Genomic DNA, 16339 nt, shown 5'->3' with positions numbered 1-16339 from the left:
GCTATAAGAGGGGCATACAGATTCTGGAGGATCTCGACATGCCCCTCACACTCAATCGCCGCAACTTCATCGCAGGCTCCGCCGGGCTCATCGCGCTGCACCCGTTTTCGATCCGTGCCGCGGGCAATCAGGCACATCTACGCATCATGGAAACGACCGACCTGCATGTGCATGTGTTCCCCTATGACTACTACGCCGACAAACCGCGCGACACGGTGGGTCTGGCGCGCACCGCGAGCCTCATCAACGACATCCGGGCCGAGGCAACGAACTCACTGCTGATCGACAATGGCGATTTCCTGCAGGGCAACCCGATGGGCGACTATATCGCCTATGAGCGCGGCATGAAGGATGGGGACATGCACCCCATCATTCAGGCCATGAACACGCTGAATTTCGACGCCTCGACGCTGGGCAATCATGAGTTCAACTATGGCCTCGATTTCCTGATGAAGTCGCTCAACGGCGCGAATTTCCCGGTGGTATCGGCCAATGTGGTCAAGGAAATGGGCAGCGATCCGACCCAGGACACGACGCTCATCCCGCCCTACGTCATCCTTGACCACACCGTCACCGATGGTTCGGGCACTCAGCATCCGATCAGGATCGGGCTGATCGGCTTCGTGCCGCCGCAAATCATGAACTGGGACCGGCGGCACCTTGAGGGCAACGTGCAGGCCCGCGACATCGTGCAGACCGCACAGGCCTATGTGCCGCAGATCAAGGAACAAGGCGCCGACATCATCATCGCCCTGTCCCATTCGGGCATTGGCGCGGCCGATGCGAGCGACGGGATGGAGAACGCCTCGGTCCCCCTGGCGGGTGTCGACGGAATCGACGCCATTCTGACCGGCCACCACCACCGCGTCTTCCCCGGCCCGGACTATGAGGGCGCCGCAGGGGTCGATGCCGCCGCCGGAACCATCATGGGCAAACCGGCGGCCATGGGCGGCTTCTGGGGCAGTCATCTAGGGCTGGTGGATCTGATGCTGGAACACGAGGGCGGCGCATGGCGCATCGTCAGCCATACCTCCGAGGCGCGGCCGATCTCGAAACGCAACGAGGATCGCTCGATCACCGCTCTGGTCGAAAGCGACCAGAAAGTGCTGGAGTCGGTGCAGGCCGAACATGACCAGACCCTGGCCTATGTCCGCCGCGCGGTGGGCAAGACCGACGCGCCCCTGCACAGCTACTTTGCGCTGGTCGCCGACGACCCGTCGGTGCAGATCGTCTCGATCGCACAGACCTGGTACATCGGACAGATGATGACCGGCACCGAACACGAAGGTTTGCCGATCCTCTCTGCGGCTGCCCCCTTCAAGGCCGGTGGGCGCGGCGGGCCTGAGTATTTCACCGATGTTCCTAAAGGCGATGTGGCAATCAAGAACGTGGCCGATCTCTACCTCTACCCCAACACCGCCCGTGCGGTTCTGGTCAGCGGCGCACAGGTCAAGGACTGGCTGGAACGCTCTGCCGGCATATTCAATCAGGTCGAGCCCGGCGCGCAGAATGTGGTGCTGCTGAACCCCGAATTCCCGTCCTACAATTTCGACGTGATCGACGGGGTCGAGTACCAGATCGACCTTTCGCAGCCGTCGAAATACGATCCCAAAGGCAATCTCATCAATCCCGAGGCCAGCCGCATTGTGAACCTGACCTACGATGGCCAGCCCGTCGACCCGGATCAGCAGTTCATCATCGCCACCAACAATTACCGCGCAGGCGGCGGCGGCAACTTCCCGGGCGCTTCGCCCGAGACCACCGTGTTCGAAGGCCCCGACACCAACCGCGACGTGATCGTGCGCTACATCGTCGAGCAGGGCACAATCAGTCCGCGTGCAGACAGCAACTGGCGATTTGCACCGCTGGACGGCACCTCGGTATTGTTCGACACCGGACCCAAGGCCGAGGACTATATGGATCAGTTGGAGGGCATGCAGATCGAGCGCGCAGGCGACGGCCCCGACGGGTTCGCGCGGTTCCGCATCACGCTTTGATGCGCCTTATCAAGGATGGGCGGCATTGCCGTCCCCGGCACATCGGGGTGGCCTCGGCAAGTCGCCCCGATTTGCGTTGGGCAACGCGGCAATCCATCTAACACGCTGATCTCGCTATAAAAGCCTTGGTCAGTATTGCCGCATTGCTCTCGATATTTTTTATAGATAAAGATTCGAGTAATCATGATGGACGCGAGATTTTATCTATAAAATGACAAAAGACTCACCCAACTGGACCCGCGAGGCCGCTCAAAAGCTCCACGACATGCCGCTGATGGACCTGCTCAATCAGGCGCAGACGGTGCATCGCGCCAATTTCGACCCAAACGAAGTGCAAATGTCGAAACTGCTCTCGATCAAGACCGGCGGCTGCGCCGAGGATTGCGCCTATTGCTCGCAATCGGCCCGGAACGGCTCCAAACTCTCCGCCTCCAAGCTGATCGAGGTCGAGCGCGTGCTGAGCGAGGCGCGCAAGGCGCGCGAGGCTGGCGCCACGCGCTATTGCATGGGCGCCGCCTGGCGCGAGCCGAAAACGCGCGACATGGACGCGCTGGTAGCGATGGTCGAGGGCGTCAAGGCCATGGGGATGGAAACCTGTATGACGCTGGGCATGCTGGACGACACTCAGGTGGTGCAGTTGCGCGACGCCGGGCTGGATTACTACAACCACAATATCGACACCTCCGAGCGGTACTACTCCAAGGTCATCACCACCCGCACCTTCGGCGACCGGATCGACACGCTGAACCGCGTCCGTGAGGCCGGGATCAAGGTGTGCTCGGGCGGCATTCTGGGCATGGGCGAGGAAGATGCGGACCGGATCGACATGCTGGTCACGCTCGCCAACCTGCCCGAGGCGCCGGATTCGGTGCCGATCAACATGCTGATGCCGCAGGCCGACACGCCGCTGGCGGATGTCGAACCGCTCGATCCGATCGCCTTTGTCCGGATCATCGCGCTGGCCCGCATCATGATGCCTACATCGCATGTGCGCCTGTCGGCAGGCCGCAGCGAGATGAGCGACGAGATGCAGGCCATGTGTTTCTTTGCCGGTGCCAACTCGATCTTCGTGGGCGACACGCTGCTGACGGCCGAAAACCCCGAGGAAGACACCGACATGGCGCTCTTCGCCAAGCTCGGCATCCGGCCGATGCGCGCCGAGGGCCACACCTGCAAGGAAGCCGCCGAATGACGGTTGCCGCGCGGCTTGGCGGCGGACTTGAGGCTTTGGCCGCGCGCCATCGCCTGCGCCGCCTCGCGCCGCGCCGGGGGCTGGACTTCGCCTCCAACGACTACCTCGGACTGTCGGGTTCAGCGCTGTTGCAGGATGCCGCCCGGCAGGCGCTGGATCGCGGCGTGCCCGTGGGCTCGGGCGGCTCGCGCCTGTTGCGCGGCAATCATCCCGAGCATGAGGCGTTGGAGGAGGAAGCCGCCGGGTTCTTCGGAGCCGAGGCCGCCCTTTATATGGGTGGCGGGTTTCAGGCCAATCAGGCAATTTTCTCCACGCTTCCGGCGGCAGGCGATCTGGTGCTGCACGATGCGCTGATCCATGCCAGCGCCCATGAGGGCATGCGTCTGGGCCGCGCCGAAGCCCGCACCTTTCCTCACAATGACGTGGCTGGCGCGCGGCAAGTTCTGGCGGATTGGCGCAGCGCGGGCGGCGCCGGACAGGTCTGGATCGCCGTCGAAAGCATCTATTCGATGGAGGGCGATCTGGCGCCTTTGGCCGAGCTTGCCGCGCTCGCCCGCGCCGAGAATGCGGTACTGGTCGTCGACGAGGCGCATGCAACCAGCGTTTTTGGGCCGCAGGGGCGCGGGCTCGCACATGATCTGGATGCCGAGTTGCTGACACTGCACACTTGCGGCAAGGGGCTGGGCGTTTCCGGCGGGCTGATCTGTGGCGCGCGGGTCATGATCGACACGCTGATCAACCGCGCCCGCCCGTTCATCTTTGCCACCGCCCCCTCCCCCTTCGACGCCGCACTGGTGCGCGCCGCCCTGCGCGCGTTGGAGGTGCGCCCCGAACTGCAGCAGGCCGCTCAGGACCGCATGCACCACGCCTGGTCCGAGGCACAGCGGCTATGCGGGATCAGGGGCCCGGCAAGCCAGATCGTCCCAGTGATCATCGGGCCGGACAGCGCCGCGATGGACCGCGCACAGGACCTCCAGTCGCAAGGCTTCGACATACGCGGCATCCGCCCGCCGACGGTTCCGCGTGGCACCGCACGCCTGCGCGTCTCGATCACCGGCAATGTCCGAGAAGACGACATAACCGCCCTGTTCCAGGCGATTGCAGACCAGCAGATGGGGGCGGAATGAACACTTTGATCGTCACCGGCACCGATACCGGTGTGGGCAAGACCGTCTTTGCGGCAGGGTTGGCCGCCGCCCTCGGCGCGGACTACTGGAAACCCGTGCAGGCGGGGCTTGAGGATGCCACCGACACCGAAACCGTCGCCGCGCTGTCGGGCTGCCGCGTGCTGCCCGAAGCCTACCGCTTGAACATGCCCGCCTCACCGCATCTCGCTGCCGAAGATATGGGCATCGAGATAGACGTCGAACGTCTCGCGCTGCCGCAAACCAACGGCCCGCTGGTGGTCGAAGGCGCAGGCGGGGTCATGGTGCCGCTGACACGCAAGCTGTTCAACCTCGACCTTTTCGCACGCTGGCAGGCACCGGTGATCCTAGTCGCCCGCACCGCGCTTGGCACCATCAACCACACCGCCCTGTCCCTCTCGGCCCTGCGCGCCGCCGGGTGCCCAGTTGTCGGCGTCGCCTTCAGCGGTGCGACGGAACCGGATGTTGAGCAGACCATCGTCGAGATGTGCGACACCCGCCATCTGGGACGGTTGGAGCCCTTGCCCGAGCTGACGCCGGACACCCTCGCCCGCGCCTTCGAGGCGATCGACTTCCGCACCATCCGAGAGGCGCTATGACCCCGCTCGACTTCGACGCCCGCCACCTGTGGCACCCCTACACGAATGTCGCCAAGCCGGGGCCCATGCACCTGATCACCGGGGCCGAGGGCGTGTGGCTGACCCGCGACGACGGCGGGCGGATGATCGACGCCATGTCCTCGTGGTGGTGCGCCATCCACGGCCACCGGCACCCGGCAATCACCGCTGCGATGCACAGGCAGATGGATGTGCTGCCGCATGTGATGTTCGGCGGGCTGACCCATACCCCGGCCATCGAACTGGGTCAAAAGCTGGTCGGGCTCCTGCCCGAGGGGCTGGATCGCGTGTTCTACTGCGACAGCGGCTCGGTCTCGGTCGAGGTCGCCCTGAAAATGGCGGTGCAGTACCAGATGGCCATGGGCCGCGACCGCAAGGTTGAGTTCGCCACCATCCGGGGCGGCTATCACGGCGACACATGGAAGGCGATGAGCGTCTGCGACCCGGTCAACGGCATGCATGGGCTGTTCCGAGGAGCGCTTTCGATCCAGCATTTCCTGCCGCGCCCGGATATCCGTCTGGGTGAGGACTGGCCCGCTGCGCCCGAACGCAACGGGATGGCAGCGCTGGCCGCCTTGCTCGAAGAAAAGGGCGCGCAGATCGCGGGTCTGATCGTCGAACCGGTGGTTCAGGGCGCTGGCGGCATGTATTTCTACCACCCCGAATGGCTGCGCAGCGCCAAAGCGCTGTGCGAGGCGCATGATGTCCTGCTGATCTTTGACGAGATCGCCACCGGCTTTGGCCGCACTGGGCGCCTGTTCGGGATGGATCATGCGGGCATCGCTCCGGATATCCTGTGCCTCGGCAAGGCGCTGACCGGCGGGCACATCTCCTTTGCCGTCACCGTCGCCACCGAAACGGTTGCACGCGGCATCGGTGAAAGCGCGGCGGGCGTCTTCATGCACGGCCCCACCTACATGGCCAACCCGCTGGCCTGCGCCGCCGGAGTGGCAAGCCTCAGCCTGCTGGAAGATGGCGGCTGGCAGGACCGGGTTGCGCAGATCGACGCCCAGATGCGGCACGAGCTCGCCCCCGCCCGCGACCTGCCGGGCGTTGCGGATGTGAGGGTCCTGGGCGCCATCGGCGTGATCGAGATGCGGGACACGGTCGATCCACAGGTCGCGCACCGGCGGGCGCCCGAAACGGGCGTCTGGCTGCGCCCCTTCGGCCGCAACATCTATTGCATGCCGCCCTATGTGATCGCACCGGACGAGCTGTCCCGCGTGACCGCGGCCATGGTCGATCTGGCGCGGGGGGATGCATGAGAACGCAATGGTTGGCACGGGGCGGCTCAGCCGAGTTGACGCTGGTCTTCGGTGGCTGGGGTCTTGGATCCGCACCCTTCGAAGAGCTGACCGGCGCGCCGGACGTTTTGTTCGTCGATGACTACCGGCAGATCGATGCGGATCTGCCCGAGACCGCGCAATACGATCACGTCCGACTGATGGCCTACTCCTTTGGCGTCACCTCAGCCCTGCACTGGCTGGCCGGGTCTGGCCTGCACACCGAACGACGCGTTACCGTCAACGGAACGCCCTGCCCTGCCGACCGGACCCGGGGCATCGCGCCGGAAACGGTGGCGGCCACCGCCGACGGTCTCTCCCCCACCAGCTTCGCCACATTCTGCCGCCGCGCGGGCCATCCGAGCGCACCGCCCGACATCGACATCCCGGCAGCACAGGCCGAACTGCGCGCCATCGCCGCACGTGGCCCGGGGCCAGAGATCCCGTTCGACCGCATCTGGATCTCGGAACGAGATCGGATCGTTCCGCGCCCCGCGCAAGAGGCTGCATGGGCCGCACAGTCCGGCGCCATCCGTCACATCCCGACGCCACACCAGCCTTTCAGACCGGGGCAAAGATGGGAGGAATGGTTCGCATGAATGCCCTGACCGCCGAACGCGTGCAGCGCAGCTTCACCCGCAGCTTTCAGAGTTACCACAACGGCGCCACCCAGCAGGCGCGCATCGCGCAGCTGCTGGCCCGGCGGCTGGCGCATCTGGACGCTCCTGTGCGATTCGCGAAAGCCTTCGAATTCGGCTGCGGCACCGGCCACCTGACCCATGCGCTCTGCGACCGGTTCCGTATTGCCTCGCTGACACTGAACGATCTCGTCCCCAGCGCCGCTCAGCTTGCAGACACCGTCGACGCGGAGTTCCTGCCCGGGGATGCGCGCATCATCGATTGGCCCGAAGCCCCGGACCTGATCGCATCCGCCTCGACCCTGCAGTGGATGGAGGATCCGGAGGCGCTTTTGGCCCGCGCCGCGCACGCCCTTGCCCCCGGCGGCTGGCTGGCTGTGTCGAGCTACGGGCCCGCGCAGTACCGCGAACTTGCAGCACTTGGATCGGCAGCGCAGGCACCGGGCCTTCGAGGCACCGATGCGTTGGCTGACGCAATTCCAACCACTGATGCAGGCCGGTTCGAGGTTCTGGACGCACAGGAAAGGACACACCGCCTGTGGTTCGACACGCCCCGCGATGTCCTGCGGCATCTGCGGCACACGGGCGTCAATGCAAAGGCTTCAAAGACATGGACCCGGGCGGATCTGGCCGGGTTCGACACTGACTATCGAGCAGCTTTCGGACGCGCGGATCAGGTTCCGCTGACCTATCACCCGGTCTGGATCATTGCGCGCAAGCGCCCGTATGACCTGAGGCGTCAATCATGACATGAGCGCAAAAGAACCGGGCAGTCCGAAGGGACTGCCCGGTCGCAATTTGTCATTCAGCCGGCGACATCGCCTTTTCGCGTAGGCCGTCGCGGTAGAGCGCTTTGGCCAGCGATACGCACATCAGCCCCATGACCATGGTGAACGGCAGGGCGCCGATGATCATGGCGTTGCGCAGCGCATCCATCGGGTTGTTCTCACCCGCGGCCATGATCAGCGCACCAATCACCGCCGTCAGGATCAGACCCCAGATGATCTTGTGCTTGTTGCCGATCTTCTGGTCACCACCCGACATGATGGTGTTCATCACCAGGATGCCCGAGTCTGCCGATGTGACCAGGAAGGTCATGATCAGCACAACGCACATCACGGTGATGCCTGACAGCAGCCCGCCCGAGATCATCTGCTGCAGCGTCACGAACAGCTTGGCGGTGTTCGACGCCCCGATGATGGCGCCCTCGGCCCCACCGGTCAGTTCAAGATCAATGGCTGTACCACCGAGGATGGTCATCCACGCAAAGCAGACCAAGGCCGGTGCAAAGACGCAACCGATGATGAACTCGCGCACGGACCGGCCCTTGGAGATGCGGGCCAGGAACAGACCCACAAAAGGCGAGAACGCGATCCACCATGCCCAGTAGAACGTGGTCCAGCCTGCCTGCCAGCCGAACTGACGCGCGGGCTCGCCTGCGGCGTATGCGGCCGCCAGTACCTCGTCGGGCAATGCGGCTGCATCACCTTCGAGCCCCGACTTGAACCCGTCGAACGAGCCCCAGGCGTTTGTGGCACCGCCACGCAGCGCGTCCGCATAAGGGGCTGCCTCGCTCGGCAGTGCCGCCGCAAAATCACCCGTAGACTGCGGGTTGAACGCGCCAAAGCTCAGCGACACGAAATGCAGGACATAGTCCACGAACGCGGTTGCATAGGTGGTCATCGCAAACAGGAACGAGCCGAACACGACAAAGACCAACAGCAGGATCAGCGACAGCACCAGGTTGAGGTTCGACAGGTACTTCACGCCGCGACCGACACCCGACACCGCCGAGACGATCGAAAGCCCCATGATGACGATCAGACCCGCAAGCAGACCAACCGTGCTGGGTGCGGGCACTTCGCCGGTCAGATCCATCATCCAATCCATGCCGGAGATGGCATAAAGGCCGTCGATGAACTGCGATACGCCGTAACCGATGGTCACCGACACCCCAAGGATGGTCGCAACCACGCCCAAAACGTCAACGACGTGCCCCAGAAAACCGTTCATGAGCCGGCCAAACAGCGGGGTAAGCGCCGTGCGGATGGTCAGCGGCATGTCACGGGTATAGGCGTAATATGCCAGCGACAGCCCCGTCACGACATAGATGGACCATGCGTGGAAGCCGTAGTGCAGGAAGGTGTAGCGATAGCCCGATTGCAGGGCCCCTTCGGTGTTGGCCTCGACCGCGCCAGACAGCACAACCGGGTTCGACCCCCACAGACCCAGCGGTTCGGCAGTGGCGAAAACCATCAGTCCGACACCCAGACCGGCACCGAACATCATGGAAAACCACGAAAAGTCGGAAAATTCAGGCTTTTCTCCGGGCGTGCCCATGACCCGCTTGCCCGTCCCAGGCAGCATTGCCACAACAAACAGGAAGAACGCGAAAAGGCCCACGATGATAATGTAGAAGGCATTGAACCCCTCCAGCAGACGGGAATTCAGGCTGCCCAGAACGCCGTTGGCATTGGCAGGCCAGACCAGCGCCCAGATCACCAGCGCAACCATGATGCCCTTGCTGAGCAGCGCGATTTCCAGACTGTGGCCTTGATAGAACCCGCTTGCAGCCCTTCGGATCTGCAAGTCGGTGAATGGTTGTTTGACGGACATGTGTTTCCTCCCTGTTCGCACGTGTCTCTTGGTCCGGGATTATTTCCTCCGGCGGCGGGTTCCCGGATCAGCTGCCGCCGGTTTCATTCAGAATGGCCTCGATCCTGGCCAGCGTCGCCGTGTTGACGGCAACGCCATGGTCGCAGGCCTGCAGCCGCTTCTCCCGGCGGCCATCACCGGGCAAATGTGCGCCGTCCTGAACCCGGATCGCTTCCACCAGACCGGCAATACCCGAAGCAAAACCGTCATCCGCCGTCGCATTTGCGTCGATTGCGATGAAGAATTGGCCGGTTTTCGGCGGTCCGCCCGCGGTCCCTGAAAACGGCGAGGCATGTATCCCCAGGGTCGCTCCGGTCAGTGCCGCGGCCATGATTTCGGTAAGGATTGCGACCCCGACCCCCTTGTATCCTCCCGAGGGCGCCATCGAGCCCTTGAGACCCACATTGGGATCGGTGGTCGGATTGCCATCCGCATCCAGCGCCCAGCCGACCGGGATCGGCTTGCCCTCGCGCGCGTGCTTCATCACCTCGCTCTTTGCGATGATGCTGGCGCTTTGGTCGATCAGGATTGCGGGCTGCCCGTCGGTGCCCGGTGCGGCAATCGAAAACGGATTGGTGCCCACCACCGGTTTCGACCCGCCCGACGGCGCAATCGAGGCGGGCGCGTTGGTAAAGCCCAAGCCAACCAGCCCCGCCTGCGCCAGACGATAGGTGTGATAGCCCAGCACCCCGCAATTATAGCTGTTGCGGACGGCCAGAACCGCAACGCCCTGTTCGCGCGCAGCCGGGATAAGTTTTTCAAATCCCAGATCGATGGCGGAATGGGCAAAGCCGGTGGCCGCATCGACAGTCACGACGCCCGGGCGCGGCTGCGACAGGACCGGCCTGGCCTGCCCGTCCACCTTGCCGCATTGCACATGTTCGCAATAGATCGGGATATAGGCGAGCCCGTGGCTGGCCACCCCATCCGCCTCGGTCGCGGCTGTAGCCGCCGCCAAGGGGCGCGCGTTGGCTTCGGATGTGCCGGCAGTAACGAGGGCGCGAAACGACAAGTCCTCGATTTCACCAAGGGACAGGGTTCGGGTTTCGATCATCTCAGCGCCTCATCAGTCATTGTCGGAAAGCCCGGCCCCGGCGCCCAACAGGCGGGATTCCTCGGTGGCGGGGGCATAGGTTCGGTGGGCAAAGCGGTTCAGGACCGCCCAACTGGCGGGGTCGGGCCGCGCCCGGGTTTTGCGCGTGCAGCCGGATGCAGGCGAGCCGCCCAGCCGGACGGTCACATACTGCGCAGTCTCGGGAAAGCCATCCGGCACGGACAGGTCCGACCCATCGGTCACCGCGACCAGCCCGTCGCATTCCACGCACGCGCAGGACCTGAGCCGACGCGCGGCACTTGCGGCAAATGGCAGTAGAGCAATCGGAACCGCCACGTCTCGCATGTGTATCGGCCCGGTCTGCAACCAACCGGCAAGATCGGAAACAAGCGCACCGGCGGTCAGCGGGCACAACATGCCGCCGCCGGACCAATCGCCGCCCAGCGTTTGCGGCGCGTGATCCGCCGAATTGGCCAGCCCATGCTCCAGAAGCCGCGCCAACGCCGCCCCGCCCTCCAGCCCATGCGCACAGAGCCAGCGGGTGGCCTTGCCCGCCTCTTCCGCCAACCCCCAGGAATATCCCGCCCCGCGCGCGGCACGCTTGGCGGTGGCTTCCATCTCGTTCAGCGAATAGCTCATCCCGCAACCTCCGGGTACACCCACAGATCGGCGGTGTCGGGCGTCAGATCCTCGGGGTACGGCGCGCCGGCATACATACAGATGCGTACCCAGCGGTCCGAGCGCGGGTCGAAATGAGTAGCGCCAAAGAACGACAGCTTGGCCCGCAGCATGTCGATGGGCAGGACCGAGGCGCTGATCGTGTTGTCGTGGATTTCTCCATAGGGTGCCACGCGGTTCATCTGTGCCCGGCGGATGGTGTGTCGATGTTCGGGGTGGCGAAGCAGGAACTCCGCAACCGGCTGGCCGTCGCTGTAGGCTTCCAGCGCTTTGTGGGCCGAGGCCGCGTCCCGGGCCGGGGCCAAGGGCTGTTCGTAATCCACAATCGGTTCCTCGAACCGCTCGCCCATGCGCGGTTCCAGCTTTTCCTCCGACACGTACCACGCACGCGCACAGTTCTCGGGCGCGTCCCAGTCCATCGTCAGCGCCCAGTCGAAGCTGTTGCGGATGAGCGACCGCACCTCGCCCACGGGCATCGCCCCGTCGATGGTGAACGCGCCCGGGTTCCCATCCGCCATGCAACAGGACAGGCCGTCCACCAGATCCGGATAGGGCTCAAGGATCAGCGAGGCCACCAGTTCCTGACCCTCCTCGCTGAGCGCCATTTCGGACCAGCGCACAAGACGGTCCCAAGGGGCATCCCCACGCAGGGCGTCACCGCCCACATGCGCACTGAGCGCCGTCATATCCGCTTTCAACTCTGCCAGCTTCTCGATCTGGATCGGGTGTTGCGAGCGCCACCGTTCCACCGAAACCGCGCTGCGCTTTAAAATCCGCAGGAAAGTGTCGATCTCTGCCGCCGAGGCGCTCTGACAACCGCGCACCCGCGCGATGGCCTCTTCCCGGGCCATGATCCAGTTGTTGAACAGAACCGGGTGGTTGACGATGAACGGCGCCATGCCCAACCCGGTCGAGTTGCCGATCCCCAACCGCCGGGCGATGGCCGGATCCAGCCGCGCGGCCCGATCCCCGCCCTTGGCATCCGCCATATGCTGCACCAGATCGCGCACGAAAAGGCGGGTCAGGTAGACCGACAGCATCTCGGCCTGAAACGGTGCCTGCAATTCGTCACGATCGGCAATCACCTCGCGGTCCGCCGCACCGAACTTGCCCGAGCCATACACGGCGGTCGTGCGCATCAGATAGCCGACGCTGTCGATCTGCTCCGGATCGGGCTGCCGCCCCTCTGCCAAGGCGTCGACCACATGCGCCCAGAGCCGCACCGACCGGTTGGCGCGCGACAGCGACAGTTCGCTTTCGCTGACCCGCCCAGCCTCCTGCAACGGCACGTTCTGCGACAGCCGATCCACATCCGCCGCAGTGGGGACACCGTCAAACAGAGCAAAGGTCGCGTCCCACGCCTCGGCAATCACCCGGTCCGAGCGCAGCTCGGCAGGCAGGTCATGGGCGAATGCCACCAGAGAATAGGCCCGCTCCGGCCCCTGCGCGGTATAGACGGCCCGACCGACGCCGTTGCCATCAATGTCGAAAACCGGCCGGGAAAACCTCCAGCCCTCGCGCGCCATGCGGCGGGTCAGGATGCGCATGAAGCTCAGACGGCATTGGTGCAACGAGCCCAGCCGCTTCAGCCGCATCACATCTGCCGGATCGCGGCGGGCGATATGTGTGCCCTGAGCGGTCATTGCGTCCGTGGCCCGAAATTCTCGGCAAAGAACCGGTACCAGTTGCCGCCCATGATGCCCGCGACCTCATCCGCGGACATCCCGACCGCACGCAACCCGTCCTCGATATTGCCGAAATCCCGGTTGTCGCGGAACCAGCCGGGCATCGGTGGAAAGCCGGGATTGCTGGCCGAGCCCTCGCCATAGTCGATTTCCTTGGTCCAGCGGCCCACGCGCATCCACTCGACCACGCTGTCGGGCTGGTCCTGACACAGGTCGGTGCCGATCCCGAGATGTTCGGCCCCGTATTTCTCGGCAGTGCGGGCGATCATCTCGCAGAAGCTTTCCAGCGTGCAGTCCGATTTGTCCTTCAGATGATGCGGATAGACCGAAAAGCCCAGCATCCCGCCATTTTCCGTCACGGCGCGGATCACCGCATCGCGCTTGTTGCGCAGCGCGGGTGCCCATTCGTGCGGATTGGCATGAGTGATGGCGATGGGACGCTCGGACAGGTCTGCAGCCTCGATGGTAGAGCGATCCGCCGAATGACTCATGTCGACCACAAGACCCACGCGGTTCATCTCCTTGATGACCTGACGGCCCATGCGGGTGATGCCGGTATCCTCGGCCTCATAACACCCCGTCGCCAGCAGGGATTGGTTGTTGTAGGTGAGCTGCATGAACCGGGCGCCCAAGTCATGCAGGATCTCGATAAGGCCGATGTCGTCCTCGATGGGGCTGGGGTTCTGAAACCCAAAGAACACCGCCGTCCGGCCCGTTTCGCGGGCCGTGTCGACGTCGCTGGCCCACCGGCCCTTCATGATCAAGTCCGGATACTGCTCGAACCAGCGGTTCCACTTCTCGAAGTTCAGGACGGTTTCACGGAAATTCTCATGATAGGCGATGGTGACGTGAACCGCATCCACGCCCCCCTCACGCAGTTGGCGAAAGATCTTTTCCGACCAGTTGGCATATTGCAGCCCGTCGATGCGCATCAGCCAGGGCTCCCTGCGCTGATATAGGCGGTTTTGACGGTGGTGTAGAACTCGGCCGCCGCCTTGCCCTGCTCGCGCGGCCCGTATGAGCTGTCGCCGCGCCCGCCGAAGGGTACGTGATAGTCGGTGCCTGCGGTCGGCAGGTTGACCGTGACCACACCGGTGCGCGCGTTGCGGCGGAAATGGGTGGCGCGCGCAAGGCTTTGGGTGACGATGCCCGAGGTCAGGCCGAAATTGGTATCGTTGACCGTTGCCAGCGCCTCATCATAGCTGCTCACCTTGATAACAGAGGTCAGCGGTGCGAACATCTCTTCGCGGTTGATGCGCATGTCGTTGGTGGTGTTCACGAACACGCCCGGAGACATATAATAGCCGTCATGCGCCATCTCCAGCCGCGCGCCGCCGCAGGCCAGTTCGACTCCTTCCGACTTGCCCAGATCGACATAGGCGAGGTTTTCACCCAGCTGCTGGTCGCTGACCACGGGGCCCATCTGAACCCCCTCCTCCAGCGCGTGGCCAACCTTCATCGCCTGCGCCCCTGCCACCAGCTTTTCGACAAAGGCGTCGTGCACATTGGCATGAACGATCAGGCGCGAGGAGGCGGTGCATTTCTGACCGGTGCCCCCGAACGCGCCGCCCAGGGCCAGCGTTACGGCAAGGTCCAAATCGGCATCGTCCATCACCGCCAGCGCGTTCTTCGATCCCATCTCCATCTGGACCTTGGTCAGGTTCTGGATCGCCGCCGAGGCAATTCCCTTGCCCACCGGAACCGATCCAGTGAACGAAATGGCGTTGACCTTGGGGCTTTCCACCAGTCGCTGACCGATTGAGCGACCCGAACCCATCACCAAACTGAACAAACCATTGGGGATATCTTGCCGCTCAATGATCTCGGTCAGCGCCACCGCGGAGGCGGGCGTTACATTCGCCGGTTTCCAGACCACCGCGTTCCCATAACACAGCGCCGGCGCGATCTTCCACGACGCGGTGGCGGTCGGGAAGTTCCACGGGCTGATGATCGCGACCACACCCACTGGTTCGCGCCGCACGTCGATCTCGACCCCAGGGCGGACGCTGTCGGCATTCTCGCCCAGCTGACGCAGGCATTCGGCGGCGTAATAGGTAAAGAACTGACCGGCGCGATAGACCTCGCCCCTGCCCTCGGCCAGCGGCTTGCCTTCCTCGCGGCTGAGTAATGTGCCCAGCTCTTCGGCCCGCGCCATCAGTTCATTGCCGATATTCATCAGCACGGCCTGCTTGCGCTCCATGCCATAGGCGGCCCATTCGGCCTGCGCAGCGCGCGCCTGTTCCAGTGTCGCGTCAAGCTGATCGGCGCTGGCTTGGGCAAAGACGCCGACAAGATCGCTCAGGTCCGAAGGGTTGCGGTTCTCGATCTCGCTTTCGCCAGCCAGCCACTCGCCAGCGATCAGGTTCAGTTTGGTCACGTCGGGCCCCAAATCCAGAAGTTCCATTCTGGTCAGGATGGACTCCGGGCGCCGCATCAGTCAAACTCAATAAACTTAACCAAACTTCAATAAACCTGAAACATGGCGATCAAGATCGAGATGCTGCGCTATTTCTGCACCGTAGCGCAGACCGGAAATCTGGCCGAGGCCGCAAACCGGTTGGGACGGACCCAATCGGCAGTGTCCATGACGCTCAAGCAGCTTGAGGATCATCTCGGCAAGAAACTGTTCGAGGGCGAGCGCAAGAACCACCTGTCTCCGCTGGGCGAACAGGTATTCGAACTGGCGCTGAAACAGGTGCGCGGGTTCGATCAGACGGTGCAAAGTATCGAAATGGCGGCCGAGGCCATTCACGGCCTGATCCGGATCGTTTCCGTCCCGTCGGTCGCAGCACTCGTGTTCCCCGAGGTTCTCGACCACATGACCCACCGCTTTCCGGGTCTGAAGATCGAACTGCGCGACACCGACACCCAGCAGGTGATCGACGCGCTGGCCGAGGGCAAGGCCGATATCGGCATCGCCTCGGGATACCACCCGCTGAACGGTGTCAGGTCGGTACCGCTGTTCGAGGACCGGTTCGGACTGGTCTGCGCCGCCGATCACCCGCTGATTCAGCAGGCCGATCCGCCGAACATCGCGGATGTGTTCGCGGCACCCTTTGTCCGCAATGCTCTGTGCGAGCTGATCGGCACACCGCGTTTCGTGGAGGCTCTCGAGGGCGCCGACATCGCCATCCACAACACCCATTCGCTGCTCACCATGGTCCGCACCGGGCGGTGGGTCACCGTATTGCCGCAAACCGTAGCCCAGTTTTCCCCCGAAACCATCTCCTTTCGCCCCATCGCCGACCTGCCCGACAGACGGCAGGTGTATCTCTACCAGCGCGAGCGCACGCGGTTCAAAGAGCTGACCGACGCATGCTGCGACTTCATAGCGGCGCGCGACTATTCGCATTGAAGCAGGCCACCAAAGCTCTGACAAAAGAATCCTTTGATCT

At 63.9% G+C, this 16339-nt stretch carries 14 protein-coding genes; 8 read left to right on the top strand and 6 right to left on the bottom strand.

Annotation, left to right across the window (positions count from 1 at the left end; translation table 11 throughout):
* The first annotated feature begins 38 nt into the window (after positions 1-38).
* The 7 genes from GOX53_RS00945 to GOX53_RS00915 all read left to right on the top strand — a co-directional run bounded on the left by GOX53_RS00945 (position 39) and on the right by GOX53_RS00915 (position 7621).
* Positions 39-1997: a bifunctional 2',3'-cyclic-nucleotide 2'-phosphodiesterase/3'-nucleotidase gene (locus GOX53_RS00945; protein WP_171173109.1), complete on the top strand. Its 1959-nt coding sequence runs from the start codon at positions 39-41 to the stop codon at positions 1995-1997.
* A gap of 211 nt (positions 1998-2208) precedes the next feature.
* Positions 2209-3189, top strand: a complete 981-nt coding sequence (bioB, locus tag GOX53_RS00940; protein WP_171173108.1) for a biotin synthase BioB — start codon at positions 2209-2211, stop codon at positions 3187-3189.
* A complete protein-coding gene (locus tag GOX53_RS00935) occupies positions 3186-4316 on the top strand; it encodes an 8-amino-7-oxononanoate synthase (protein WP_171173107.1) in 1131 nt (376 codons plus the stop codon). The genes bioB and GOX53_RS00935 overlap by 4 nt, the downstream gene beginning before the upstream one ends.
* Entirely contained in the window at positions 4313-4933 is a 621-nt protein-coding gene (gene bioD, locus GOX53_RS00930) for a dethiobiotin synthase (RefSeq protein WP_171173106.1), read from the top strand. The genes GOX53_RS00935 and bioD overlap by 4 nt, the downstream gene beginning before the upstream one ends.
* Positions 4930-6216 (top strand): adenosylmethionine--8-amino-7-oxononanoate transaminase, encoded by a 1287-nt coding sequence (bioA, locus tag GOX53_RS00925; RefSeq protein WP_171173105.1) that lies wholly within the window; start codon positions 4930-4932, stop codon positions 6214-6216. Before bioD ends, bioA begins: the two co-directional genes overlap by 4 nt.
* Positions 6213-6833, top strand: coding sequence for a pimeloyl-ACP methyl esterase BioG family protein (locus GOX53_RS00920; protein WP_171173104.1), 621 nt, complete (start codon positions 6213-6215; stop codon positions 6831-6833). Before bioA ends, GOX53_RS00920 begins: the two co-directional genes overlap by 4 nt.
* Positions 6830-7621 carry a methyltransferase gene (locus GOX53_RS00915; RefSeq protein WP_171173103.1) on the top strand — a complete coding sequence of 264 codons (792 nt, stop codon included), beginning with the start codon at positions 6830-6832 and terminating at the stop codon, positions 7619-7621. The genes GOX53_RS00920 and GOX53_RS00915 overlap by 4 nt, the downstream gene beginning before the upstream one ends.
* Before the next feature lie 52 nt (positions 7622-7673).
* Here the strand turns inward: GOX53_RS00915 and GOX53_RS00910 are convergent, their stop codons facing one another.
* From GOX53_RS00910 to GOX53_RS00885, 6 genes are all read right to left on the bottom strand, one after another.
* Positions 7674-9488, bottom strand: coding sequence for a BCCT family transporter (locus GOX53_RS00910; RefSeq protein WP_171173102.1), 1815 nt, complete (start codon positions 9486-9488; stop codon positions 7674-7676).
* A 67-nt stretch (positions 9489-9555) separates the two neighbouring features.
* A complete protein-coding gene (locus GOX53_RS00905) occupies positions 9556-10581 on the bottom strand; it encodes an Ldh family oxidoreductase (RefSeq protein WP_171173101.1) in 1026 nt (341 codons plus the stop codon).
* Positions 10582-10593: 12 nt separating this feature from the next.
* Positions 10594-11220: a DUF3726 domain-containing protein gene (locus GOX53_RS00900; RefSeq protein WP_171173100.1), complete on the bottom strand. Its 627-nt coding sequence runs from the start codon at positions 11218-11220 to the stop codon at positions 10594-10596.
* Positions 11217-12902 carry a hypothetical protein gene (locus GOX53_RS00895; RefSeq protein ID WP_171173099.1) on the bottom strand — a complete coding sequence of 562 codons (1686 nt, stop codon included), beginning with the start codon at positions 12900-12902 and terminating at the stop codon, positions 11217-11219. The genes GOX53_RS00900 and GOX53_RS00895 overlap by 4 nt, the downstream gene beginning before the upstream one ends.
* Complete coding sequence (locus GOX53_RS00890) at positions 12899-13876, bottom strand: membrane dipeptidase (protein ID WP_171173098.1); 978 nt, start codon at positions 13874-13876, stop codon at positions 12899-12901. The genes GOX53_RS00895 and GOX53_RS00890 overlap by 4 nt, the downstream gene beginning before the upstream one ends.
* Entirely contained in the window at positions 13876-15348 is a 1473-nt protein-coding gene (locus tag GOX53_RS00885; protein ID WP_217351639.1) for an aldehyde dehydrogenase family protein, read from the bottom strand. Before GOX53_RS00885 ends, GOX53_RS00890 begins: the two co-directional genes overlap by 1 nt.
* A 75-nt stretch (positions 15349-15423) precedes the next feature.
* On the opposite strand from GOX53_RS00885, the gene GOX53_RS00880 reads away from it, so the two are divergent.
* On the top strand, positions 15424-16299 hold the full coding sequence (locus GOX53_RS00880; protein ID WP_171173097.1) for a LysR family transcriptional regulator: 876 nt from the start codon (positions 15424-15426) through the stop codon (positions 16297-16299).
* Positions 16300-16339: the final 40 nt, after the last annotated feature.

This window comes from Ruegeria sp. HKCCD8929, assembly GCF_013031405.1.
In the GTDB taxonomy this organism is placed as follows: domain Bacteria; phylum Pseudomonadota; class Alphaproteobacteria; order Rhodobacterales; family Rhodobacteraceae; genus Ruegeria.
The sequence above is the reverse complement of the archived record's forward strand: the minus strand, read 5'-3'. Positions and strand labels throughout refer to the sequence as shown.

Excerpts from the sequence above, each read along its gene's own strand:
- GOX53_RS00900 (WP_171173100.1), bottom strand. The coding sequence starts at position 11,220 with ATGAGCTATTCGCTGAACGAGATGGAAGCCACCGCCAAGCGTGCCGCG.
- GOX53_RS00945 (WP_171173109.1), top strand. The coding sequence starts at position 39 with ATGCCCCTCACACTCAATCGCCGCAACTTCATCGCAGGCTCCGCCGGG.
- GOX53_RS00885 (WP_217351639.1), bottom strand. The coding sequence starts at position 15,348 with ATGGAACTTCTGGATTTGGGGCCCGACGTGACCAAACTGAACCTGATC.
- GOX53_RS00920 (WP_171173104.1), top strand. The coding sequence starts at position 6,213 with ATGAGAACGCAATGGTTGGCACGGGGCGGCTCAGCCGAGTTGACGCTG.
- GOX53_RS00915 (WP_171173103.1), top strand. The coding sequence starts at position 6,830 with ATGAATGCCCTGACCGCCGAACGCGTGCAGCGCAGCTTCACCCGCAGC.
- bioA (WP_171173105.1), top strand. The coding sequence starts at position 4,930 with ATGACCCCGCTCGACTTCGACGCCCGCCACCTGTGGCACCCCTACACG.
- bioB (WP_171173108.1), top strand. The coding sequence starts at position 2,209 with ATGACAAAAGACTCACCCAACTGGACCCGCGAGGCCGCTCAAAAGCTC.
- bioD (WP_171173106.1), top strand. The coding sequence starts at position 4,313 with ATGAACACTTTGATCGTCACCGGCACCGATACCGGTGTGGGCAAGACC.
- GOX53_RS00905 (WP_171173101.1), bottom strand. The coding sequence starts at position 10,581 with ATGATCGAAACCCGAACCCTGTCCCTTGGTGAAATCGAGGACTTGTCG.
- GOX53_RS00910 (WP_171173102.1), bottom strand. The coding sequence starts at position 9,488 with ATGTCCGTCAAACAACCATTCACCGACTTGCAGATCCGAAGGGCTGCA.
- GOX53_RS00895 (WP_171173099.1), bottom strand. The coding sequence starts at position 12,902 with ATGACCGCTCAGGGCACACATATCGCCCGCCGCGATCCGGCAGATGTG.
- GOX53_RS00935 (WP_171173107.1), top strand. The coding sequence starts at position 3,186 with ATGACGGTTGCCGCGCGGCTTGGCGGCGGACTTGAGGCTTTGGCCGCG.
- GOX53_RS00890 (WP_171173098.1), bottom strand. The coding sequence starts at position 13,876 with ATGCGCATCGACGGGCTGCAATATGCCAACTGGTCGGAAAAGATCTTT.
- GOX53_RS00880 (WP_171173097.1), top strand. The coding sequence starts at position 15,424 with ATGGCGATCAAGATCGAGATGCTGCGCTATTTCTGCACCGTAGCGCAG.